Consider the following 22,721-nt stretch of genomic DNA (forward strand, 5'->3'; position numbering starts at 1 on the left):
GCGGCGGCTATCGGGCCTCGTGGCTGGGCAGGCTCGGTCGGACACCGACCGAAGGGGGCCCCTTCGGACACCGACCGAAGGGGGCCCCTTCGGACACCGACCGAAGGAGGCCGCACATGGCCGCAGTGCACGAATCCGTACTCGACGCGATCGGCGGGACGCCCCTGTTCCGCCTCGCCCGGCTCGGCGCCGGGTTGCCCGCGCCGATCTACGCCAAGGCCGAGTTCCTCAACATCGGCGGCAGCGTCAAGGACCGCGCCGCGCTGTCCATGGTGCTGGCCGCCGAGCGGGACGGCCTGCTGCGGCCGGGCGGGACGATCGTCGAGGCGACCTCCGGCAACACCGGCATCGGGCTGGCCATCGTCGGGCGGCAGCGCGGCTACCGGGTGATCGCCGGGGTGTCCGACAGGTCCGCGCCCGAGAAGTCGGACATCCTGCGGGCGTACGGCGCGGAGGTGGTGCTCGCCCCGACGGCCGTGCCGGCCGAGGACCCGGCGCACCTGTTCAACGTCGTGCGCCGGCTGGTGGAGGAGATCCCCGGCGCCTGGCTCGCCAACCAGTACGACAACCCGGCCAATCCGGACGCCCATGTGCGCACCACCGGCCCCGAGATCTGGGAGCAGACCGGCGGCCGGGTGACCCACTTCGTCGCGGGCGTCGGCACCGGCGGGACCATCACCGGCAACGGCGGCTACCTCAAGCAGGTGTCCGGCGGCTCGGTGACCGTGGTCGGCGCGGACCCGGAGTCCTCGATGTACGGGGGTGGGGACGGCAGTCCGTGGTTCGTCGAGAGCATCGGGCACTTCCTCCACCCCGACACCGTCGAGGACCGCTGGCCGCAGGCCTACCGGTCGGACGCGGTGGACGCCTTCGAGCGCATCCCGGACCGCGAGTCGCTGCTGACGGCGCGCCGGCTCGCCCGCGAGGAGGGCATCCTGGCCGGGCCCTCCTCGGGCACGGCGGTGGCGGCGGCGCTGCGGGTGGCGCGGCGCCTCGGGCCGGACGACCTGGTCGTGGTGCTGCTGCCGGACTCGGGGCGGTCCTACCTCTCCAAGGTGCACAGCGACGACTGGATGCGGCAGTGGGGCTTCCTGGAGGAGGCGGACGGCCTCCGGCCGCTGCTCGACGGGGTCGGCCCGCTGGTCGCGGTCGACGCCGGCTGGACGGTCGGCGAGGCGCTGGAGGCGCTGCGCGCCGCTCCCGGCGGGGTGGCGCCGGTGGTGCTGGCGCGGTCGGTGAGGCCGTACGGGGTGAGCGCGACGGAGGTGGTCGGCTCGGTGTCGCGGGCGGTGCTGGCGGCGGCGATCTCGGACGGCGGTGCCAAGCCGGGCGATCCGCTGGGCGCGCTGATCGGGCCGGTGCTGCCTGCGGTGGGCGTCGGGCAGTCGCCGGCCGAGGCGCGGGCGGTGCTGGGGGGTGCGCACGAGGCTGCGGTGGTGCTGGTCGACGGGCGGGTGGTGGCGGTGCTGCCGCGGGCGGCGTTCGGGGGGTGAGCAGCGGGTGTCGGCGGGCGCGGCCGGAGGGCCGCGCCCGCTGGCGGGGCGTCGGTTGGTGGGGCGTTCGCTGGCGGGGTGTTCGCTAGCGGGGCGTCGGCGGGGCCAGGATGGCGGTGATCACCCGGTCCAGTGCGCGGTCGAAGGCGGTGTCCGGATCGCCGGGCGGTCCGGACGTCGCGAACGCCTGTGCCAGGTGCGGGTATTCGCCGCTCATGGCGGCCCGGGCGAGGTAACCGACCAGCTCCGTCTGCCACTTGGCGCCCGCAGCCGCCGACTGCTCGTACTGGGCGTACTGGCAGATGAAGCCGTTGAACAGGGCCATGGCCTCCATCCGGGCTCCGCCGCCCAGGCCGGTGGGTGCGGTGACGGCGAGGAAGTGGTCGGTGTAGCGCAACGCGTTGGGCCCGATGCCCGGGCGGGAGATGACCAGGGCGGGCAGCCAGGGGTGGCGGCGGCAGAGGCCGAGCTGCTGGTGGCCGAGGCGGGCTAGGTCGGCACGGCAGTCGCCGGTGGGGGCGAGGGCGGCGTAGTCGTACTCGGCGACGGCCGCGTCGAGCATGAGGTCGAGCAGGTGCTCCTTCTTCGGCACGTAGTTGTAGAGCGACATGGTGCCCGCCCCGAGGGCGGCCGCGACCCGGCGCATGGAGACGGCCTCCAGGCCCTCCGCGTCGGCGATCTCGACGGCCGCGGCCGCGATGGACGTCCGGCTGTGGGCCGGCTTCGGCCCGCGGCCGGTGCGCTCGGGGCGCAGCCAGATCAGTTCGGGCGCCTCGGGGGCGGCCGGGCGCTGGCTGCTGGGGGGCTTGCTGGACGGCACGGAAGATCACCTCGGCCTCCCATTTTAGATACGTACGGCGTACGTAGTACGATGCGCTTGCGCGCGCTTCTACGTACGCTGTACCTAGTGAAGGGGCAGAGCCATGTCCGACACCGCCCGGCCCGCCATCGAGATGGCGGGCGTGGAGAAACGATTCGGGTCCACCGAGGCGCTCCGCGGCCTCGACCTCGCCGTCCCCGCCGGCGCCGTGTGCGGGCTGCTCGGCCCCAACGGCGCCGGCAAGACCACCGCCGTCCGTGTCCTCGCCACCCTGGTCGCCCCCGACCGGGGCACCGCCCGGGTCGCCGGCCACGACGTCGTCCGCGCCGCCGAGGACGTCCGCCGGGCCATCGGCCTCGCCGGGCAGCACGCCGCCGTCGACGAGGGCATCACCGGTCGCGACAACCTCCACCTGCTCGGACGGCTGCACCACCTCGGCGCCCGCCGTGCCCGGGCCCGCGCCGACGAACTGCTCGAACGCTTCGACCTGACCGGGGCCGGCGACCGGCTCGTCCGCACCTACTCCGGCGGCATGCGCCGGCGCCTCGACCTCATCGCCAGCCTGGTCACCAGCCCGCCGGTGCTCTTCCTGGACGAGCCCACCACCGGGCTCGACCCGCGCAGCCGTCAGGAGATCTGGGACACCGTCAAGGAGTTGGCCGACGGCGGCACCACCGTGCTGCTCACCACCCAGTACCTGGAGGAGGCCGACCGGCTCGCCGACGACATCGTGGTCGTCGACCACGGCGCCGCCATCGCCACCGGCCCACCGGCCCGGCTCAAGGCGGCGATCGGCAGCCAGTTGTCCGTCACCCTCGCGGAGCCGGAGCAACTCGCCTCCGCCGCCGTGGTGCTGTCCGCGCTCTCCGGCGGGGACGCCCGGGTGGACCTTGCCGAACGGACCGTCACCGTGCTGACGCGGCCCGGCGTCCCGGTCCTGCTGCCCGCGCTGGTGCGGGAGTTGGACGCCGCCGGGATCACCGCCGAGGACGCCGCCGTACGGGCCCCGTCGCTGGACGACGTGTTCCTCGCTCTCACCCGGGAGTCCGCCACCACCGTAGGGAGGGCCTCCTGATGGCCGCCGTGTACGCACCCGCGCCGATGCCGTCCCGCCCCGCCCGGCTGGCCGCCGACGCCTGGACGTCGATGCTCCGCATCCTCCTCAACTACCGCCATTCGCCGGGCCTGTTGGCCGCCTCGTTGGGCGTCCCGGTGATCATGGTGGTGGTCTTCGGGTACGTCTTCGGCAGCGCGATGCGGATCCCGGGCGGCGGCGACTACCGCGAGTTCCTGATGCCCGGCCTGTTCGCCATGGTCGCCACCAACGGCATCATGCCCACCATGGTCGGCGCCGCCCGTGACGTCGGACGCGGTGTCACCGACCGGCTGCGTTCCATGCCCGTCTCCCGCACCGGTCTGCTGCTCGGGCAGACCCTCGCCGACCTGCTGGTCAGCGTCGTCGTGCTGGCCCTGCTGGCCCTCGTCGGGCTCGCCGCCGGCTGGCGCGTCCGGGGCGGTGCCGCCGACGCGGCGGGCGCGTTCGCACTGCTGCTGCTCTTCCGCTTCGTGATGACCTGGGTCGGTACCTGCCTCGGCCTGGCGGTCGGCAAGGAGGAGGCCGCCGGCCAACTCTCCGTCGCCGTCTTCCCGGTGGCGATGGTCACCAACGCCTACGTGCCCACCGGCGGCATGCCCGGCTGGCTGCGGGTCGTCGCCGACTGGAACCCGGTCAGCTCCGTCGTCCAGGCCTGCCGCGAACTCTTCGGCAACCCCTCCGCGGCGGGCGACGCCTGGCCCATGCAGCACGCCGTCCTGGCCGGCCTGCTCTGGAGCGCCCTGCTGCTCGCGCTCTGCGGGCCGCTCGCCGTACGGAAGTTCGCCACGCACGGGCGCTGAGCGGGCCGGAATCCGGCGATCCCGTCCGACTCGGTTCGGCTGACGGAATGTGCTGGACATCGACGCCGGTGCGACCGAAGGTGGGCGCCATGGAGTTCACCCACCTCGGCCGCACCGGCCTGACCGTCTCCCGACTCTGCCTGGGCACCATGAACTTCGGCCCCCACACCGAGGAGTCCGAGGCCCACCGCATCATGGACACCGCCCACGAGCGGGGCATCAACTTCTTCGACACCGCCAACGCCTACGGCCGCGACAGCGAGGGCAACCTCAAGGGCCGCACCGAGGAGATCATCGGCCGCTGGTTCGCCCAGGGCGGCGGCCGCCGCGAACGCACCGTCCTCGCCACCAAGGTCTACGGGGCGATGGGCGACTGGCCCAACGAGGGCAAGCTCTCCGCGCTCGCCATCCGCAGGGCCGTCGAGGCCAGCCTGCGGCGCCTGAACACCGACCACATCGACCTCTACCAGATGCACCACATCGACCGGGACACGCCCTGGGAGGAGATCTGGCAGGCGATGGAGGTCCTGGTCGCCCAGGGCAAGATCATCTACGTCGGCTCCAGCAACTTCGCCGGCTGGCACATCGCCCAGGCCCAGGAGACCGCCCGCTCCCGCCACTTCCTCGGCCTGGTGAGCGAGCAGTCCCTCTACAACCTGCTCGACCGCACCATCGAACTGGAGGTCATCCCCGCCCTCCAGCACTACGGGCTCGGCCTGCTGCCGTGGTCCCCGCTGCGCAGCGGCCTCCTCGGCGGCATCCTCCGCAAGGAACGCGAAGGCACCCGCGTCCGCGGCGCCCTGCCCCAGACCGACGGCCTCCTCGCCACCCACCGCGACCGCATCCAGGCCTACGAGGACCTCGCCGCCGACCTCGGCACCGACCCCGCCGACCTCGGCCTCGCCTGGCTCCTCACCCGCCCCGCCGTCACCGCCCCCATCATCGGCCCGCGCACCCCCGCCCACCTCGACGCGGCCGTCGCCGCACTCGACCTGAAGCTCGACCAGAAGACCCTCGACCGCCTCGACGAACTCTTCCCCGGCCACCAACCGGCCCCCGAGGACTACGCCTGGTAACCGCACCCCCGGCCGGGCACCGGGTGGGCCACCGCCCCCGGTGCCCGGCCCACCCGCTCAGAGACCAACGTCATGATCGACGTCAGAGGCGAGTAAAGACGAAGATCAAAACGGAACCGACAGCCCGGCCTCGCGCAGCTGGGACAGCGCGGCGGACATGCATTGCTGCACGGTCCTCCCGTCAGCACGCATGCCATGCTCCAAGGGACCGCCGCCGGCGGCGAATGTCCACGCCGGCGCGTTGTCGGCCACCCTCTCGGCGTCCACCCTGATCATGGCTTCACGCCCTGTTCGCCCAGCCATTCCAGGATGAGGAGCGTCACGTCCTCGATGCCACGATCCTGGTCGATCTTTGACCAGCGGCCTCGGTTCCCTGTCATTGCCCAGACTCTACCGAGGGTCCTGCAGCTGTCGGTGCGCCCGCCGGTCAGGGAGCGTCTGCTCGGCCACGGGCTGGCTGTCACGCTGAACCTCCGGCGGGTGGCCGATCACGCCGGGACGAGGGCTGCCTGGGCCGGCCGGGTGGACTTCACCGACTTCGACGCCTTCGAGCACGAGCACGCCGCCTTCGCCTCGCCGCTCTTCGGTCTGCCGAACGCCCTGCTGACCCCACATGTCGCCGGGATGACCAGGAACGCCATGGCCACGGCGGCCCTTCGCTGCGCGGACCACATCGCGGCCCTGCTCGCCGACCGCCCGGACGGCGTACCCGCGGTGACCGTGTGACGGTCACCGTCAACGCGATGAGGCCCGCCGCCCCGCAGTGTCGGGCGACCGACTGCCAGTCTGCGTCCGCCGCGTGGGTCATCGGATGCGGGGGCTTGGTGGGCGGGTGTCCCAAGCGTTTGATGCGATATAGCCGTCGGCGGACAGCTGGTCGAGTTCGAGGCCGATCATCCGGTCATAGCAGGCGAGGACGAGCAGGCGCAGGGTCTCCATCGCGCCGACGGCGATCCATTCGTCGCGTCGACGGCGCAGGGTGGTGGCGGAGCAGGAACTGTCGGCCACCCGCTCGTATCCGCAGCCGAAGACCAGGACCTGCACCAGACGGTCGAAGACCACCGCGTCACTGATGCGCGGGTTGTGGCAGCCCCACGGACGGCGGTCCTCCCGCACCGGCAACAACGCGAGGAACCGGTCATGAATCGGGTCCAGAATGCATGATGGGACGGCAAGCACGGATCCCCCGGTGATCATGAAGCGTAGAGACCTCCATGATTGGGCGAACCGTTCCTGCCCTGCTACCGCCACTCACTTCAGCGCCTACTGGCGGAGCCTCTTAAACCGCCCGCCGGCGCGGCGGCGCCCGCCGCCACAGGGCATCCCCGCGACTGTGACCGGGGATGCCGCGTGGCGGCCTCAGACCTGAGCCATGCCGCCGTCGACGCTCAGGTCCATGCCCGCACAGAAGCTGCTCTCATCGGATGCGAGGAAGAGGGCGGCCGCGGCGACCTCCTCGGGTCGTCCCATGCGTCCGAGGGGGATGAGTGATGTGAAGGCTGCTCTGATCGCGTCCGCGCCTTCCTTCGAGTCTGCTTGGCTGTCCATAATCGGAGTGTCGATCGGGCCGGGGCTGAGGGTGTTGACCCGGATGCCGCGGTTCCCCAGCTCCTTGGTCCAGGTGCGGGCGTAGGAGCGCACGGCGGCCTTGGTGGCGCTGTAGGTGGTGTACCCCTTGAAGCCGGTGTAGGCGGCGATCGATCCGACGAGGATGATCGAGCCGCCGTCCTTCATCAGCGGCAGCGCTTCCTGGGCGGTGAAGAGCGTGCCACGGGCGTTGAGGTCGAAGGTGCGGTCGAAGCCCTCTTCGGTGATCCGGCCGAACTCCTGCGGGGCGACCAGGCCCGAGTTGGCGACGACGACGTCGATCTTCCCCTTCTCCTTCTCGATGGTCCGGAAGAGTCGGCCGAGGTCGGCGGGGACGGTGACGTCGCCCCGAACCGCCGTGACGTTCCTGCCGATCCCGTCCTTTGCCCGGTCCAGTTCGGGCTGGCGCCGCCCGGTGATGAACACGTAGGCCCCTTCCTCCACGAACCTCCGTGCGATCGCGAGTCCGATACCGCTGCTGCCGCCGGTGACGAGGGCGACCTTGCCGTCCAGCCTGTTCATGGTCGTGACCTTTCATGTGTGAGTCGCGGGAGATCCGGTTCCGGTCCCTGTGGGCCTTTCGCCAACCCCCGATCCCACCGGCGCCTGCTCACCACAGGGCGTTCACGCCGTGCGGGTGCCCGTGCGGGCGATCAGAGATGCTGTGCCACGAAATTGGCCACCTGCTTGCCGAGTTGCTGACCGGCACTGTTGTCGATGGAGGTGTGCTGGCCGGACCAGATCCGGCTGAGCCACGCTTCGGTGGCGGCGTCCTGGAAGCCGGCGAAGGTTCGGGTGACGCCCTTCGAGGTCACCGTGAGCTGGTGCTGTGCGCCGTAGAATCCGGCGAGCGTCGTCGCCGCGGCCTGGCTGAGAGCGCCGTGGGCGCCGGGGTAGGACGGGTCCGGGGCGGTCGGCAGGAGGGGAGTCCAGTTGGGATCGCCGACGATGCCCGGGTTGTAGTGCGTGTCGCCGAGCTGGATGGCGGTGACCGGCCGCCACACGTGGTAGGCGTACTTGGCGTCGTACATCGCGATCGCGGTGTCGGCGAGCGACAGGTCGAGCCGGGCGAAGACCTTCACCGCCTGCTCCAGGCTCGCGTTCTGGGAGGTGACGAGGTCCTGCGCGACCTGGTTCCAGACGTTCCAGACGGGTGCTGCCGCCCAGAACGTCGCGGCCGCGGTCTGATCGGCGGTGCGGGTGGTACTGGTCTTGCTCCCCAGGATCTTGACCTCGTTCAGGGCGGCGGCGTACTCGGGGGTGCCCACGGCCGGCGGCGCGGCCGGGCGGAACTGGCTTCCGCTCGTCAGCACGAACGGTTTGACCGAGCCCCAGTTGGTGAACACCGGTGCGGGGAAGTCGGGCGGTGTGAGCCGGTAGTCGCCGGGGGCGGTTCCCGGGGTGAACGGCGGTGGCGTGGCCGAGGACCCGTCATCGGACCGCAGGCTGATCAGTTTGCCGGCGACGGCTGCTCCCACGGTGACGCCCGCCTGTTTGTCGGCGCCGTCGGTGATCGCGGACAGCTGGCTGCTCAGCTGCTGGTCCACGCTCGCGCGCTCGGCCGGGTACAGCGCGACCAGTACGTCGTGGGCTGCCTGGTCGGCTGCGACGTCCGCACGGGCGCCTTGCGGCGCCGGCACCGAGAACAGGTAGGCGGGATCGGTCCGGGTGATCGATGCCACCGCGTCGTACTCGGCGGCCTGGAGGAGCGCGAAGCTGCGCGTGGGGTGGACGGTGGGCGGCTGGGCCTTGGGATCGCTCAGGATGGTGATGAGCGCGCGGTTCCAGTCCACGACCGACGTCCCGGTCCCCGCAGCGGTGGCGCTCGCGGTCGGTGACTGAGCAGCGGGGGAGGCGGCCCCGAAGGCCGGGCTGGTGAGTCCGGCCGCCAGCACGGTTCCCGTCAGGATGGCGAGTGTCTTCTGCTTTCCGTTCATGTTCGGTGGCTCCTTCTCGCTGGTGGCAGGCTGTGGCAACCGGTGGTCATGTCGGATGCTCGGACCATTCGGGTGCATCACTTGGGCCACTGCGGACCAGGTGGTCAGCGGAGAGCGGATCGAGAGGAGAGTCCGTGGCACGTGCCGCCGAGAGGACATCTGCCGCGGAGTCCGAGGGGGACTGCGAGGCGACGACGGGGACTGCGAAGCCGGTCTCTCTTCGCGTCATCATGGCCGCGTACCAGATAAACAGCCTGCGGGTACTCGATCCACGTCGCAACTCCAACCCGACTTGCGGGGCGAACCGATCCGTGCCAGTGCTGGGACAGCAAGGGCGCCACCCCACCGCTCGGGAACCCGGCCCCGGGACGGCTGACGTTCGGCGCCGCGTGCGACAGTCAAGAGCTTCGGTCAACCTTGGTGGAGGCGCACACCACTGGAGGAGCGTGGTCGATGACCGACGAACTGCTCGACCTGGCCATCGCCACGGCCGGCGGCCACGAACTGTGGAACACCGTGCGCGGACTGAAGGTCGACATCTCGATCGGGGGCCCGATCTGGGCATCGAAGGGCTGGCCGAGATCGCCACCCACAATCCCGACCAGGTGTTCTACTTCGACACCCTCGGCATGCGACGACGCACGGACTACGTCGTCGAAATCAACGGCAGCACACTGGTCGGCCGCTACACCAGCCGCCACAGGTCCTTCGACGGCCTGCTGGTGGCGACCCGTCGGCGAGTCTTCCGCCGCAATCCCGCCGACAGCGTGAACCTCAACCTGCCGTCCATCACCCTCGACATCCACAACGTGGAACTGGTCCGCTCCGGCACGGAGGAGGCACAGCCATGACCACGCACACCACGAGCGTCGACCACCCCGCACGGCGCCTCGTCGTGGCGCTCCCACAGCCGTACGACACGGCCCGCGAGCAGTACGAGACCCTGGTCCCGGAGGTCGATCAGGCCCGCTTCTTCCAGATGGACTCCTGGCGAGCCACGCTCGAACTCGCCGAGATCAACGCCCCGTACGGGTTCATGCGCTACCACCGCGGCGACCTCACCGCCCTGATGGCCGGATCGCCCTCCCCCTGGAAGGCCACGCAGTACCTGATGGGCAACCACACCATCGCCGAACGCATGTTCCGCCACGACCCGTCGGTCATGCTGCACGCGCCGCTGCGCACTCTCCTCTACGCCGACCCCGACGGCGACACGAAACTGGCGGTCGACCAGCCGAGCCTGCTGTTCGACAGCTACCACGACGGGCGGATCTCCGACGTCGGTCGCGAACTCGACGCTCTGCTCGCCCAGTTGATCGGCCTACTCGGAGGCGAAATGCCCCCGCAGCTGGCAGCCGGGTAAGACCGATCCCCGCGCCAACGTCGGCTCGATGCTCCTCGCGGCGAAGCTGGGGTTCACCGAGGTGGAGCGGTTCGAGGCCTGGGGCGCCGAGCAGTGGCTCGGCATGTGGCCCCCGGTCACACCGTCCAGTTGAGTTTGCGACGGGACCGCCGGGGAGTATCAGCCCTCCCGCGCGCGGGCGGCCTGCAACCGCGACTTGCCCGCGCGCATGCCGGGCCAGCCAAGGAAGGCGGCACATCGGCAAGGTTGCCGATATCAGCCCACACCAACGCCGTTGACGTCCGAGTCACGGGACCATGGCAAGCAGAGTGGCCGCCACCCCCAGAGCGAACCAGTGCAGGGCCTGGCCTGCGACATGCATCCCGTGTGGCTATTGATCAGCTGGGCGCCGACGACACGGTTCGCGGCCGTCTCGACGGGGCGTGTTGCATTCGAGGAGCCAGTGAGTGATGGACGTCACGTGGCCCGGCTGATGATCGGTCAGGCTTCGGAGAGGAGCATTGGCAGCCTGCGCATGTCGTCGAACACCACGGTGTTCGGGCCTTCGAGCCACTGGGCGGGCGTCAGGCCGCCGGCATAGCCGAGCGACCGCATACCGGCCGCGCGGGCGGCTTGGACCCCGTACGTGCTGTCTTCGACGACGATGCAGGCTGAGGGTTCGACACCCATCCGCTGAGCCGCGTGGAGGAAGAGATCAGGGGCGGGCTTGCCGTGCGCGACCTCGCCGGCACTGAAGATGCGGCCCTCGAAGTACTGGTAGATCCCGGTGTGGCCAAGGGTGTGGCGCATCTTGTCGTGACTGCCGCTTGACGCCACGCAGGTGGGAAGCGCGATGGCGTCGAGCGCTTCGCGAATGCCGTCGACCGGGGTGAGTTCGGCATCGACGGCCTCGCGATGGAGTTGCTCGAACCTCTCCTGCCAGGCAGCAGCCCGACTCGCTCCCAGGCGGGTGGCGATCTGCTCGCCGATGGACGAGCTTGACCGGCCGATGAACTTTTCCAGGACTTCGGCTTCCGTCAGCGGCCACCCCAACTCGGCACCCACCGCGACCTGCACGCGCACGGCGATTCGTTCGCTGTCGACGAGCACGCCGTCGCAGTCGAATATGACGAGTTCAATCGGAGTGATCATCTGGACAGGATAGGCAGGGGCTCGGAAGGGGTCGGCTGCAGGATCCGATGGTGGTGCCACGGGAGGTGGGGGATGGGGGTCGGGGTGGGCACGGGCATGGGCATGGGCATGGGGCTCCGATCGGTGGGTGACGGTGTCCTGGTGGGGCGGTCTGCTGTGGTAGCAAGGCAGGCATGACGGAACGGCCTGGCGAGCGCAGCTCGTACCATCACGGATCCCTGCCGGAGGCGCTGGTCGAGGCGGCGTGCGAGCTGCTGGACGAGTGCGGGCAGGAGAAGGTGAGTATGCGGGAGGTGGCGCGGCGGGCCGGGGTGTCGGCGGGGGCGCCGTTTCGTCATTTCGCGGACCGGCAGGCGCTGTTGACGGCGGTGGCGGACCGGGTGCTGGCCGACTTCGCGCGGTGGCAGGAGGGCGAGGCGGCGGCGGTGGAGCCGGCCGAGGGGTCGGTGATGCGGGCGATCGGGCTCGGCTTCGTCCGGTACGCGCTGCACCACCCGTACCGGTTCGAGTTGTTGCGTTCGCGGGTGTTCACGGCCTCCCGGGAGCCGGAGTTGCGGGAGCAACTGGACGGTATGGACCGGGCGTTCACCGGCCTGATCGTGGCGGATCAGGAGGCCGGCCGGCTGCGTCCGGGGGATCCGGTGCTGGTGGGGCTGGCCGGGCAGGCGCTGGTGTACGGCCTGGCGCAGATGATCGTGGACGGTTATCTGCCGGGGGAGCGGGCGGAGGAGTTGGCCGGGAAGGTGCTGGACACCTTCGGTCAGGGTGTGGCCGGCAGATCCGCCAACCACCCGTCGCAGTAACCGATTTGTGCGCGTCAGGAGCCTTGACCGGGTTTCCCGGCCCTGATGTAATCACCGCTTACATGGGATGGGTGTGGGAGGCCGAGATGTCCAGGGGAACGACGTTCGTCCGATCGATGTTCGCCAAGCCGACGCCGGGCTACACCACCGCGGGCGCCACCGGCGACACCGTGGTGCTGCTGATCGGCATGCGGATCAACCGCTTCTGGGCCGTCCACCACTGGGGCCCGGTGATGTACGCGATGTTCCGGATGCTGTACGAACTCGGGCGCAGCCCCGAACGCGGCCTGCGCGGGCGGATCCTGCTCACCGCCTCGCCGCGCACGTACTACGTCGTGCAGTACTGGGAGTCGAAGGAGAAGCTGTACGGCTACGCGAGCGCGCCGGACGGCTTCCACCACACCGTGTGGGGCATCGCCAACCGCAAGATGCGGGAGGGGAAGATCCGCCAGCACGTCGGGCTGTGGCACGAGACGTACGTCGTGCCGGAGGGCGGCTACGAGTCGATCTACTTCGACATGCCGCCGTTCGGCCTCGCCGGCGCCACCGGCTCCCTGCCGATCGAGGCGCGCGGGCGGCACGCGGCGGCGCGGCTGGCCTACCGGTCCACCGGGACGGGCGGCGCGGGCGCGGAGACCGCGGCGGAGAAGCGCGTGGGGGACGGCGTGGCGGAGGATGCCGTGGCGGGGAAGCGGGTGGGGGACGGCGCGGTGGGCGAATAGGCGCTGGCCGGCGAATAGGGCGCTGGTGGGCGGCGCGCCCACCGGGGGCGGCGGCCCGGGCGGGCACCCGAGTGCGGGTACTCAGGGAGTGTCGTGAGTCGGCCGGGTGCCGCGGCGTGAGAGCGTCGGGGGATGGCGGAGCAGCATGGCGGGGTGCCGACGGGCGGGCCGACGGGCGGGCCGGTGGTGCACGAGGTGCCGTACCACGCGCAGTGGGAGTCGGCGGAGCTGGTGCGGGCGATCATCGACGGGCAGGTCGACGCGGCCGAGGACCCGCGGTGGGGGCAGTCCGGCGCGGGCACCCCGGAGGAGTACGCGTGGTGGTCGTGGCGCCTGTGCGGGGTGGCCTGCCTGCGGATGGCGCTCGACCACTGGTGGGGCCTGGCGCCGCCGGCGCTCACGCTCGCCGGGGAGTGCGTGGCGGCCGGGGCGTACGTCCGGGACGGCGAGAGCCTGCGCGGGCTGATCCACACGCCGTTCGCCGCCTACGTCCGGCAGCGGTGGGGGCTGGCCGCGCAGGCCCAGGAGTTGGCGCCCGTGGAGCTTGCGGCCGAGGTGGTCAGCGGGGGGCTGGTGATGGTGTCGGTGCATCCCGCGATCCGGGAGCCGACGGGGCCGGCGCCGGTCCGGCGGGGCGGGCACCTGGTGCTGGCGGTGGGCGCCACGGACACGGCGGTGGTGATCCACAACCCGTCCGGTTTCCCGGGGGAGTCGCAGTCCTTCGCGCACGTGCCGTGGCGGTCGTTCGAGCGTTTCTACGCCGGCCGGGGGATCGTCCTCGGTCCGCCGGGTGCGTAGCGGCTGAGCGGAGGCCGTCAGAGGCAGGAGCCGTCGGAGGCCGACAGGAGCCGTCGGAGGCCGGCAGGAGCTGTCAGGGGTTGTCCGGCAGGCCGACCGGGTTGACCGGGAGCTCGCTGCGACAGAGTGCCGAGATCGGCTTCAACGCGGCGGCCAGACGGTCGAGTTCGGCGCGCGGGTAGTCCTCCCAGACGCGTGCGGCGGCCAGGTCGGTGGCGGCCTCCAGCGACTGGTGCCGGATCCGGCCGAGTTCGGTCACCGAGCCCTCCGCCGTCAGCCAGCCCCGCTCGACCAGGCGCCCCGCGGCCGCCTCCCACTCCTCGTCCGTCCACCCGCGCATCGGCTGGAGCAGGTCGCGCCGGACGTCCATCGCGCACCGGACCACCAGCGCCTCGCACCCGTCCAGCCCGGCCGCCACTAGCGCGGCCACATGGCCGTCCCCGCGGTGCTCGCGCATCACCGTGGCGGCCTGCCACAGCCGCTCGTACAGCCCGGTGGGCCGGGGGAGCGCGGCGTTGGCGGCGGCCAGCACCCGGCCGACGCAGTCGAGTCGGCCCGCGGCCCGCTCCAGGGCCTCCACCGCCAGCTCGACCTGTCCCGGATCCACGTGCTCCAGCAGCCGGGCCAGCGCGGCCGACGCGCCCTTCAGTCGGGCGGCCAGCGCCTCGTCGGGGCTGGCGTGGGTCCACACCTCCGGCAGGGCGCGCTCGACCATCGCCGGGGAGAAGCTGAAGAACGCGGCGATCACCGGCGGCGCGTCCACCGCGCCCAGCGGCGCGGAGCGGCTGGCGAAGTAGCCGCGCCAGCCGCCGCGCAGCCCGGCCGCCTCGAAGGCCTCGCGGCTCTCGGGCAGGAAGTAGGTGACGGCGTGCACCGGTTCGAAGAGCCACCACAGCGCACGGGCGGGATGGACGAGATCGGCCATCGAAGGACCTTCCTCGGAAGAGGGGCGGGGGAACCCGGCCTGGACGGGGCGGCCCGACCGGCGCCGACGGGTCGGGCGCGCGGGCCGCTCCAGTGCTGATGACCACGGCGACGGTCGCGGTAACCCCGCACCGGGTGTGATGACGGTCACGCGGTGGTCACGGTGTGCGCCCGGCGGGGCGGCGGCGCGAGATGATGGGACGAGGTGCCCGACCCCGCGGCGCCGCAGCCCTCGTGTGAACCCTCGTGTGAAGGTAGTCGGTAATGGCGCAGATCAACCCCAGCATCCTGTCCGCGAACTTCGCCCGGCTCGCCGAGGAGGCGGAGGCCGTCAGGGGCTCGGACTGGCTGCACGTCGACGTGATGGACAACCACTTCGTGCCCAACCTGACGCTGGGCGTCCCGGTCGTCGAGTCGCTCGCCCGCGCCACCGACATCCCGCTCGACTGCCACCTGATGATCGAGGACCCGGACCGCTGGGCCCCCCAGTTCGTCGAGGCCGGCGCCGGCTCCGTCACCTTCCACGTCGAGGCCGCCGCCGCGCCCGTCCGGCTCGCCCGCGAGATCCGCGCCAAGGGCGCCCGCGCCTCCATGGCCCTCAAGCCGGGCACACCGATCGAGCCGTACGAGGACCTGCTGCCCGAGCTCGACATGCTGCTGATCATGACCGTCGAGCCCGGCTTCGGCGGCCAGGCGTTCCTCGACATCATGCTGCCGAAGATCCGCCGCACCCGGGAGCTGATCGCCAAGCACGACCTGGAACTGTGGCTCCAGGTCGACGGCGGCGTCTCCGCGAGCACCATCGAGCGCTGCGCCGAGGCCGGCGCCGACGTGTTCGTGGCCGGCTCGGCGGTGTACGGGGCCGAGGACCCGGCCGAGGCCGTGCGCAACCTGCGGGAGCTCGCGGCCAAGGCCACGTCGGACGCCTGGTGGGCCTGCGAGCACTGAGCCCACCGGGGGCTTCCGGTTGGGGTGTCCCCGGGGAGGGGCTTCCGGCCTCCCGGGGAGGGGCATCCCCGGCGAGGGGCGTTCCGGGGAAGGGCTTCGCGGCGAGGTGTGGAGGATCCGCCGATCGTCATGGATGATCAGTGGCGAACTCCCCTCGCCCGGCCCCCTCTCCGCACGGTGGTGGAACCGCACATGAGCAACCTCGACCGCAAGCCCTCCCCGACCAGCTGCGGCCACGAGGCCGCGACCGGACCGGTGAAGGAGCTGCTGGCCGGACGTCAAGTCCAGCTCGGCGAAAGCACGATGGTCCGCCGGCTGCTCCCCAACCTGGGCCGCCGGATGGTCGGAGCCTGGTGCTTCGTCGACCACTACGGCCCCGACGACATCGCCGACGAGCCCGGCATGCAGGTCCCGCCCCACCCCCACATGGGTCTCCAGACGGTCAGCTGGCTGCACCAGGGCGAGGTGCTGCACCGCGACAGCCTCGGCAGCCTGCAGACCGTCCGCCCGTACGAACTGGGCCTGATGACCTCCGGCCGGGCGATCTCGCACTCCGAGGAGTCCCCGCAGCCGCACGCCCGCTACCTGCACGGCGCCCAGCTCTGGGTCGCCCTGCCGGACGCCCACCGGCACACCGCCCCCACCTTCGAGCACCACGCCGACCTGCCCGTCGTCACCGCCCCCGGCCTGCGCGGCACCGTCATCCTGGGCACCCTCGACACCGCCACCTCCCCCGGCACCGCCTACACCCCACTCGTCGGCGCCGACCTCGCCCTCACCGAGGGCGCCGACCTCAAGCTCCCCCTCGTCCCCGACTTCGAGTACGCCGTCCTCTCGATGTCCGGCAGCATCGACGTCGACGGCGTCCGCGTCGAACCCGGCTCCATGCTCTACCTCGGCTGCGGCCGCCCCGAACTCCCCCTCCTCGCCCGCACCGACGCCGCCGTCCTCCTCCTCGGCGGCGAACCCTTCGACGAGAAGATCCTCATGTGGTGGAACTTCATCGGGCGCACCGGCGAGGAGATCACCCAGGCGCGCGACGACTGGATGGCCACCTCCCGCTTCGGTGACGTGCACGGCTACGACGGCGCCCGCCTGCCCGCCCCCGATCTCCCCACCACGCCACTGAAGGCGCGGGGGCGCCGGCGCTGAGGGGAGCGGTCAACCGCGTAGCAGCAGGTTCGGACTCACAGGTGCGAGTACCGGCGGCTCGACGTTCCCCTCGTAGCCGAAGTGCAGTTCCTGCCGGGCTCGGGTTGCCAACACGTAGTACGTCATGCGCAGTGCTGTGGAGCTGGGGTCGGTGGCGTTGTCGGTGTGGGTGTCGGGGACGACGACGGTATCGAAGCCGAGCCCCTTGGCGCTGGCGCGGTTGACGATGACGATGCCTGGGCGGGTGAGGTCGACTGTGCGGTAACGACCCTGGGTGGCCTGGGAGGTGTAGAGCTGGGGGCGCAGTCGGGGGGCTTTGCGTTCCAGGCGGGTCAGCAGGTCGGACTGGGCCCGGGTGGAGCCGAGAATGACGCCGATGCTGTACCGGGGGTGGTGTGTGGCGAGGGCGATGAGTAGATCGGTTACGGCATCGGGACGGCCGAGGCGGTGCAGGCGGGAATTCGGGCCGGGTCGGTCGGGAAGTGGCGGTGCGGTGGCGCCGGTGTGGAAGTGGGCGGCGAGCTCGGCGATTTGGCGGGTGTTGCGGTGGTTTCCTGCGAGTTCGTGGTGGGTGCAGCCGCCGAGGCTGCTGGAGATCTCGGAGATCGTGGAGTTGGTGGCGGTGAGGCGCTGGCACTCGTCGGCGTACACCGTTGTACGGCTGCCGAGAATGCGGCAGAGCCGGTAGAACCCGATCGGGAGGTCCTGTCCCTCGTCGACCACGAGGGTGGGGGCGGGCCCGTGGTCGGTGACGGCCGCACGCTCATAGAAGCTGGCCCAGTCGAACCAGCCGTCGTCGGTCCGTGGTGCATCGCCACCGAACCAGTGGGTGAGCCAGGCGTGGGCCGTGGCAACGCGTACACCGTGGTCCTCGGCGCCGAGGGCGGAAACGACCGGGGCGAGTGTTTGGCGCAGCAAGTTGGAACGGGTGAGGAGTACGGTCGGCGTGCCGGTGAGTGCGAGCATGAGGGCGCGCTGGGCTGCAAGAAGGCTCTTCCCGCTGCCGGGCGGGCCGCTGACCAGATGGTTGCCCTCGAACGGCAGGGTGTCCAGGGAGGCCCGCTGAGCAGGGCTGAGGTCGAGATAGGTGAGCGTCATGGCAGGGTGCCTACTCCAGTGCGGCGGCCGCGGTAGTGCGTGCGGCGGAGACGACGGATTCGAAGTAGCCGGGAACCTGTTCGCCCCCGACGAGGAGCGCTCGGTCGAGGAGGGTGTTGCCGCTCTCGCAGCTGGTCTCCGGGAGTAGGGAACAGGCGTGACAGGCAGCTCGGTTGAGGTTGCCGAAGCCCTGGCCGGTGTGTTCGGCGCAGAGCGGGTCTGCGGAGCACCAGGCGGCGGCCTCGATCATTCGTAGCAGGGTCTCGGCGAGGTGCGGCGCCTCTCCTTGCTGGACGAGCCCGCCAAGGGTGCCCTCGGCGTCGCCTGCTCCGGTGTAGACGAGGATCCCGTGCTGGTCGTGCTCGGGCCGTGCGTACACACGTTCACGCAGGCTTGCCGTCGTGTATCCGGACTCGAAGGCGAGCTGGCGGACGAGCAGGTGGGCGAGCGTGTGCAGGAGCACGAAGCGGGGTGACAGGTCGGTTCCGGTCAGTCCGGCCAGCTGCTCCTTGCGGAAGGATCCGTCCAGGTCCGCACTCATCCCGGCGACCCGTCGGCGGACCTCTTCGTTCTGCTCCCACTCCGTGAGGCAGGCTTTGTCGAGGGTGAGGAAGACGCCCTCACCGAAGACCTCGACGGCGGGCAGCCATTTGAGCCGCCGCGCGGTGTCGGCGGGTACGAAGGCCGCGTCCGGTGACACCCGGCTGAACCCGGAAAGGGCGCGGACCTCGCGCAACCGGTCCGCGAGCACGACTCGCCCGATCCGCTGGTGGAGTTCGGCCCAGGGCCCGCCCGTCTCGTGTGCGAGGCCGAGGGTGGTGTCGCGGATCGTGAAGTCGCGGGTGGCAGGGCGCGCCGGGGAATTGAACGCGGCCCATTCCTCCTGGCTGAGGTCCGGGCGCGCAGAGGTGCCGGAACCTTCACCGAACAGGGGCGGGGCGGCGCCCATCTCCTCCGCCAGGAGGGCGTCCAGGAGTGCGTCGTCGGCGCCGGTGTCCTCCTTGATCATCTCGCGGAACACTCCGGCCTTCGACCCCTCGGAAGCCCGGCACAGCGGGATCCACAGATCGTTCGCCAGCACCTTGGCGGTGAGGTCCTGGTCGGTCACGGCCGCGGTGTCGCCCTCCGGGATGTCGAGGGCTGAGTGCGTGACGGGGTAGTAGAGGTTGCCTGCCGTGCGCTGCACGATCTGCACGGGCTTCACGCAGGAGGTGGCCTCGCCGATCCGCTGCCACGGGTTGCGCCCCGAACAGCGCAGGCCGTGGGTGCCGAGGACGTCCAGGAGGTCCCGGGAAGCGCCACAATCCTTCGCCCGGCACTCGACCGAGAGCGCTTCCAGACCGGCCGCCCGCTCGGAGACCCGGAACCGCAGCTGCTCGTGGGAGGCGCAGGCCTGACGCCTGGCGGCGTCGAGCCGTGAGTGGGCCCAGAACCACCAGTCGACGTCTCCCAGATGGCCGGCGGCGCAGATCTGCACGAAACGCATCGGTGTGAGCTGCCGCACCGGCGAACACGAGGGACAGCGTGGTGGGACGCCATGCTTCTCGTCGGCGATGCGCCAGCGCACCATGCGTCGGCACGACCCGCAGAACAGCCAGGCCGGGAAGCGGATGAAGGGTGCGCCCGCCGCGTCCTGCCGGTCGTAGCGGTCGTCCGTCGCGGCGGGGGCCGCGTAGAAGCCGGTGACGCCGAGTTTGGCGGCGAGCCGCGGGGACTCGACGGGTTGCCGGAGCCGTGGCCAGTCCCCGATGCCGGTGGCGACGAACGACTCGCCCTGGATGTCCAGGACGGCGCCGACTCCGAACGGAAGTACGGTCTGTGCTTGGCGGACCCTCAGTCGTCGGCTCACTGGTCGCTTCCCTTCACCGTCACTTGGCACTCCCGGTCGACGTTGCGCATCGAGTTCGGGGTCTCCCAGAGACCGCCGTACTGCTCGAACCCCTTCAGCAGGTTCACCTGCCCCTTGCCCTGGCTGCGGTAGTGGAGATCCTTGCCGTCCGCGGAGGCCTCCCGAGCAGCGTTGGTCCAGTCGTTGAGCAGCTGGGCGATCTCCGTCCGGATGCTGTCGGCCGCGCGTGGATCGCTCGCGACGGCCCGGGTCACCAGCTCCTCGGCGAGGGCCTCGGCGGCCGGCAGCACGTCGGGGAGACGGCCGGCCTGGTTCTCCTCGGACAGACCGAGGCGGTGGCGGACCAGGATGACCAGTGCGGCGTGGAGGGCGCGGCGTCGTGCGGGCACCGACCACGGGGTCACACTGGTCGGCTCGACGTGCCGGTACAGCGACCGGTGGTAAGTGCCGAAGGTCTCGTAGTGGGAGCGGTCGCGCGGCCGGGTCGCGTTGAAGAACGCGACCACGAGGCCGGGCACGGTGTGGCGACCTACCCGACTGGTGGCCTGGATGTACTCGGCGGTCGTCTTCGGCTGCCCCTGCATGAGCATTAGTGCGAGCCGCTTCACGTCCACACCGACGGACAGCATGTTCGTGCACGGCAGGAAGGACACTGCCTGCGGGTCGTCCCAGGGCCGCTCCAACCGGTCGAGCAGGACGGGCTGTTCGGTTCGCGGCAGGTTACTGGTCAGTTCCTGCACCTGGCGGTCGGTCAACTCGCGTGTACCGCTTCCGCCGTCCAGGCCGGCGAGCTGTGCCGGAATGTCGTCGGCCGCCGCAGTGACCGTGCGGCCCAGCTCACGCAGGCTGTGGTGGTAGGCGACAAGGGTCCAGTAGTCGTCCCGGTGTTCCTCCGGAAGCTCCCAGGCGCCCTGGAGCATGGCGGCGGTGGTGGTCACGGCTGCACGACCTGCGGTGTGGCCCTGGGCCATCACGCCGACGTAGCAGCGGCCGGGCCGTGACGTGTCGGGCTCGGCGAAGTACGAGTGGCGGGCGTCGAGGCCCGCCGGGGGGAAGAGCTGTACATCGCCCCCGTAGAGTGCGCGGACCTGCGGGCCGGAGCGGCGGATGGTGGCGGTGGAGGCCACTACCTTGGGACCCGTCCCGTCGGCCGTGGTGCACAGGCCGAGCACGGCCGCCTCGTAGAGTCCGACCGTCGTGCCGAGCGGCCCGGTCAGCAGGTGCAGCTCGTCCTGGATGATCAGCGACGGAGGGAGGTTGCCGGTGTCGGCCCCGAAGAGCCGACCCGCTCGCGGCTCCCAGGCGAGGCGGGCGAATTTGTCGACGGTGCCGAGGACGAAGGTCGGCGGCCGGTCGTACAGCTGTTGGTCCACCACGGCTACCGGGAGTGCGTCGTGAAAGGCGCACTCCTCGCGCGGGCAGAAGAAGGTGAATGAGTCACCTGTGGCGCGCACCCCGTAGTCGCCGATGTCGGACGATTTGTGGGATGGGAGGATGCGGGTGCCGCACCACGGGCACCGGTCGAGGATGAACACGTCCTCGGGGCGAGCGGCTGCGCGGACCTCGTCGAAGAGGTTCTCGGCTGCGGCATAGGAATTCGGTGACGTTGCTTCTCCGACCCAGAGGCCGATCGAGAACGGTTCGCTGCCGAGGGTGTCCGGGGCTGAGCGACGCAGGGTCTCCAGGGCGCACAGGGTGGTCGCGGCACGCTGGAACTGCTGGGTGGTGAGCAGGCTCAAGGTGTAGCGACTCAGTACGGCGGTTCCGCCGCCGTTCGGCGCGCCGCGGCGCAGCAGCATCGCGAAGGAGGCGAGGAGGAGGTACGCCTCTGTCTTGCCACCGCCCGTGGGGAACCAGATCAGATCGGTCACCCCGCGGTCGGGGTGACCGGGATCGACGGTTCCGTCGAGCGCGAGCAGGAAGAAGGCGAGCTGGAACGGGCGCCAGTGCTCGCCGGCGTCGGGTGCGGGATCGAGTAGCACGGGCTCGTTCCGGCTGCGGCGTTCTCCGGCCTGGTCGGAGCGGATGTGTCGCATCTGGAGGGCCATGGCGTGATTGGCGGTACGGAACGCCTGGAGCAGCTCGGGCCGGGACGGATCGCAGAGCGTGCGGACGCCGTCTTCCATCCGGCGGACGGCCGAGCCGATGCGTTCAAGAATGCGGTCTGCGGCTTCGCGACCCCAGGTGGGAATCTCCGTCCGGGACTGCTCCTCGTACCACGAACGGTAGTCGGCGGTGAACAGCGCGAGCTCGGAGCGGAGCCGGTCCACGGGCAGCTCGGGATCGGCGAGGTGCAGGAGGTTCAGTACCGGTGCGTCGACCAGCCCGGCCGCGCGGGTGGCCGGCACTTCGGCTTCCGGCATCACGGCCGCCCGCAGGACGGTGATCCGGCCGCTGCCGTCCGACTCCTCCTCGACGGCGCAGCCGTGGCCGACGGCGTGGGTGCGGACGTGCCGGTACTGGAGCCGGAGTTCCTGCTCCTCCGGGTCCCGGCTGGCCAGGCGTACGCTCGGGTATTGGAGGACCGAACCGTCCAGCGGTCGTGCGGTCAGGCCCACCTGGAACAGCATGCGGTCCCACTGCGCGACGCGGCCGAGTGTCTGGCCGGCACGGGCCGTGTTGACCAGAGCGATGGTGACCAGGTGCCCGGGGCCGAAGCCACGTCGTCGCACCCGGATCTCGGCGCGGCCGTCGAGAACGGTGATCTTTTTCTGCCCGGGTCCGATGATGCGTGGCTCGTCCGCCAGCGGAGTTCGTTTCCACTGGCGGCCGTGCTCACCGTGGAGCGTGGCGTACCGGGCCCCGGAGCAATGGACCTCGATGGTCGACGCATCGGTGTAGAAGCTGAGTCCGAGGGAAGACGGCAGCCACGAGTTGGATTCGGGGACGGGATCGGAGGAGGGGTTGGTGTCGCTCGCGGCGGACTCCGTGCCGGGGCCTTCCAAGGTCTCGGCGGCGATGGCGAGCCGTTGTTGGAGGTCGGCGTCCTGCGGGTAGAGCGTTCCCATCAGGTACTGGCGGTCGGGTGGAGCCTCGATGACTTCCTCCGGTCCGTGGGCGGGGCCGACGAGCTGGCGCCGGAGGTAGCTAACGAGTTCGTCCCTGGGTTCCACGCTGTCGTCCG

21 protein-coding genes and 2 pseudogenes are annotated in these 22,721 nt (G+C 71.1%); 13 read left to right on the forward strand and 10 right to left on the reverse strand.

All coding sequences use genetic code 11. The features are described from left to right. Positions 1-116 precede the first annotated feature (116 nt). Entirely contained in the window at positions 117-1,493 is a 1,377-nt protein-coding gene (locus tag ACIO5E_RS13570) for a pyridoxal-phosphate dependent enzyme (protein WP_400666885.1), read from the forward strand. 85 nt (positions 1,494-1,578) lie between these two features. Here the strand turns inward: ACIO5E_RS13570 and ACIO5E_RS13575 are convergent, their stop codons facing one another. Beyond that, on the reverse strand, positions 1,579-2,313 hold the full coding sequence (locus ACIO5E_RS13575) for a TetR/AcrR family transcriptional regulator (protein WP_400666887.1): 735 nt from the start codon (positions 2,311-2,313) through the stop codon (positions 1,579-1,581). A 103-nt stretch (positions 2,314-2,416) separates the two neighbouring features. Here ACIO5E_RS13575 and ACIO5E_RS13580 point away from each other — a divergent pair, with 103 nt between their 5' ends. From ACIO5E_RS13580 to ACIO5E_RS13590, 3 genes are all read left to right on the forward strand, one after another. Continuing rightward, positions 2,417-3,388, forward strand: a complete 972-nt coding sequence (locus ACIO5E_RS13580) for an ATP-binding cassette domain-containing protein (RefSeq protein WP_400666889.1) — start codon at positions 2,417-2,419, stop codon at positions 3,386-3,388. Further along, positions 3,388-4,209 (forward strand): ABC transporter permease, encoded by an 822-nt coding sequence (locus tag ACIO5E_RS13585; RefSeq protein ID WP_400666891.1) that lies wholly within the window; start codon positions 3,388-3,390, stop codon positions 4,207-4,209. Before ACIO5E_RS13580 ends, ACIO5E_RS13585 begins: the two co-directional genes overlap by 1 nt. Before the next feature lie 89 nt (positions 4,210-4,298). Beyond that, positions 4,299-5,285: an aldo/keto reductase gene (locus tag ACIO5E_RS13590; RefSeq protein ID WP_400666893.1), complete on the forward strand. Its 987-nt coding sequence runs from the start codon at positions 4,299-4,301 to the stop codon at positions 5,283-5,285. Between the two features lie 105 nt (positions 5,286-5,390). Here the strand turns inward: ACIO5E_RS13590 and ACIO5E_RS13595 are convergent, their stop codons facing one another. After that, positions 5,391-5,561, reverse strand: coding sequence for a hypothetical protein (locus ACIO5E_RS13595; RefSeq protein WP_400666895.1), 171 nt, complete (start codon positions 5,559-5,561; stop codon positions 5,391-5,393). A 204-nt stretch (positions 5,562-5,765) separates the two neighbouring features. Here ACIO5E_RS13595 and ACIO5E_RS13600 point away from each other — a divergent pair, with 204 nt between their 5' ends. Further along, the gene (locus ACIO5E_RS13600) at positions 5,766-6,011 is read left to right on the forward strand and encodes a hypothetical protein (RefSeq protein ID WP_400666897.1); all 246 of its coding nucleotides are present in this window, start codon (positions 5,766-5,768) and stop codon (positions 6,009-6,011) included. A gap of 132 nt (positions 6,012-6,143) precedes the next feature. On the opposite strand, the pseudogene ACIO5E_RS13605 reads toward ACIO5E_RS13600, so the two are convergent. The 3 genes and pseudogenes from ACIO5E_RS13605 to ACIO5E_RS13615 all read right to left on the reverse strand — a co-directional run. After that, positions 6,144-6,464, reverse strand: a pseudogene (locus ACIO5E_RS13605) (IS5/IS1182 family transposase); the annotation flags it as partial. A gap of 180 nt (positions 6,465-6,644) precedes the next feature. Then, positions 6,645-7,394, reverse strand: coding sequence for an SDR family NAD(P)-dependent oxidoreductase (locus tag ACIO5E_RS13610; RefSeq protein ID WP_400666899.1), 750 nt, complete (start codon positions 7,392-7,394; stop codon positions 6,645-6,647). 131 nt (positions 7,395-7,525) lie between these two features. Then, positions 7,526-8,809 carry a vanadium-dependent haloperoxidase gene (locus ACIO5E_RS13615; protein ID WP_400666901.1) on the reverse strand — a complete coding sequence of 428 codons (1,284 nt, stop codon included), beginning with the start codon at positions 8,807-8,809 and terminating at the stop codon, positions 7,526-7,528. 506 nt (positions 8,810-9,315) lie between these two features. On the opposite strand from ACIO5E_RS13615, the gene ACIO5E_RS13620 reads away from it, so the two are divergent. The 3 genes and pseudogenes from ACIO5E_RS13620 to ACIO5E_RS13630 form a co-directional block, all read left to right on the forward strand. After that, a complete protein-coding gene (locus ACIO5E_RS13620) occupies positions 9,316-9,660 on the forward strand; it encodes a hypothetical protein (protein WP_400666903.1) in 345 nt (114 codons plus the stop codon). After that, positions 9,657-10,172, forward strand: a complete 516-nt coding sequence (locus tag ACIO5E_RS13625; RefSeq protein ID WP_400666905.1) for a DUF302 domain-containing protein — start codon at positions 9,657-9,659, stop codon at positions 10,170-10,172. Before ACIO5E_RS13620 ends, ACIO5E_RS13625 begins: the two co-directional genes overlap by 4 nt. A 1-nt stretch (position 10,173) precedes the next feature. Continuing rightward, positions 10,174-10,305 (forward strand): annotated as a pseudogene (locus ACIO5E_RS13630) (GNAT family N-acetyltransferase); the annotation flags it as partial. Between the two features lie 347 nt (positions 10,306-10,652). Here the strand turns inward: ACIO5E_RS13630 and ACIO5E_RS13635 are convergent. Beyond that, a complete protein-coding gene (locus tag ACIO5E_RS13635; RefSeq protein WP_400666908.1) occupies positions 10,653-11,303 on the reverse strand; it encodes an HAD family hydrolase in 651 nt (216 codons plus the stop codon). A gap of 173 nt (positions 11,304-11,476) precedes the next feature. Between ACIO5E_RS13635 and ACIO5E_RS13640 the strand changes: the two genes are divergently transcribed. From ACIO5E_RS13640 to ACIO5E_RS13650, 3 genes are all read left to right on the forward strand, one after another. After that, entirely contained in the window at positions 11,477-12,106 is a 630-nt protein-coding gene (locus ACIO5E_RS13640) for a TetR/AcrR family transcriptional regulator (protein WP_400666910.1), read from the forward strand. Positions 12,107-12,222: 116 nt separating this feature from the next. Next, on the forward strand, positions 12,223-12,828 hold the full coding sequence (locus ACIO5E_RS13645; protein ID WP_400667087.1) for a DUF4188 domain-containing protein: 606 nt from the start codon (positions 12,223-12,225) through the stop codon (positions 12,826-12,828). Between the two features lie 132 nt (positions 12,829-12,960). Then, entirely contained in the window at positions 12,961-13,626 is a 666-nt protein-coding gene (locus ACIO5E_RS13650) for a C39 family peptidase (protein WP_400666912.1), read from the forward strand. 73 nt (positions 13,627-13,699) lie between these two features. On the opposite strand, the gene ACIO5E_RS13655 is transcribed toward ACIO5E_RS13650, so the two are convergent. Continuing rightward, entirely contained in the window at positions 13,700-14,551 is an 852-nt protein-coding gene (locus tag ACIO5E_RS13655; RefSeq protein ID WP_400666915.1) for a hypothetical protein, read from the reverse strand. Positions 14,552-14,814: 263 nt separating this feature from the next. Here ACIO5E_RS13655 and rpe point away from each other — a divergent pair, with 263 nt between their 5' ends. Together rpe and ACIO5E_RS13665 are read left to right on the forward strand one after the other, a co-directional pair. Further along, positions 14,815-15,498, forward strand: coding sequence for a ribulose-phosphate 3-epimerase (gene rpe, locus ACIO5E_RS13660; RefSeq protein WP_400666918.1), 684 nt, complete (start codon positions 14,815-14,817; stop codon positions 15,496-15,498). Between the two features lie 192 nt (positions 15,499-15,690). Beyond that, a complete protein-coding gene (locus ACIO5E_RS13665; RefSeq protein ID WP_400666920.1) occupies positions 15,691-16,650 on the forward strand; it encodes a pirin family protein in 960 nt (319 codons plus the stop codon). Positions 16,651-16,659: 9 nt separating this feature from the next. Here ACIO5E_RS13665 and ACIO5E_RS13670 read toward each other — a convergent pair whose 3' ends face one another. Genes ACIO5E_RS13670 through ACIO5E_RS13680 form a run of 3 tightly spaced genes read right to left on the reverse strand, consistent with a single transcriptional unit; the run spans position 16,660 to position 22,710 of the window. Continuing rightward, positions 16,660-17,748 carry a DNA helicase gene (locus tag ACIO5E_RS13670; RefSeq protein ID WP_400666922.1) on the reverse strand — a complete coding sequence of 363 codons (1,089 nt, stop codon included), beginning with the start codon at positions 17,746-17,748 and terminating at the stop codon, positions 16,660-16,662. A gap of 10 nt (positions 17,749-17,758) precedes the next feature. Next, entirely contained in the window at positions 17,759-19,597 is a 1,839-nt protein-coding gene (gene drmB, locus ACIO5E_RS13675) for a DrmB family protein (RefSeq protein ID WP_400666924.1), read from the reverse strand. After that, positions 19,594-22,710 carry a helicase-related protein gene (locus tag ACIO5E_RS13680; RefSeq protein WP_400666926.1) on the reverse strand — a complete coding sequence of 1,039 codons (3,117 nt, stop codon included), beginning with the start codon at positions 22,708-22,710 and terminating at the stop codon, positions 19,594-19,596. Before ACIO5E_RS13680 ends, drmB begins: the two co-directional genes overlap by 4 nt. Positions 22,711-22,721: the final 11 nt, after the last annotated feature.

The sequence above is a fragment of the Kitasatospora sp. NPDC087314 genome (genome assembly GCF_044744365.1).
GTDB lineage: Bacteria > Actinomycetota > Actinomycetes > Streptomycetales > Streptomycetaceae > Kitasatospora.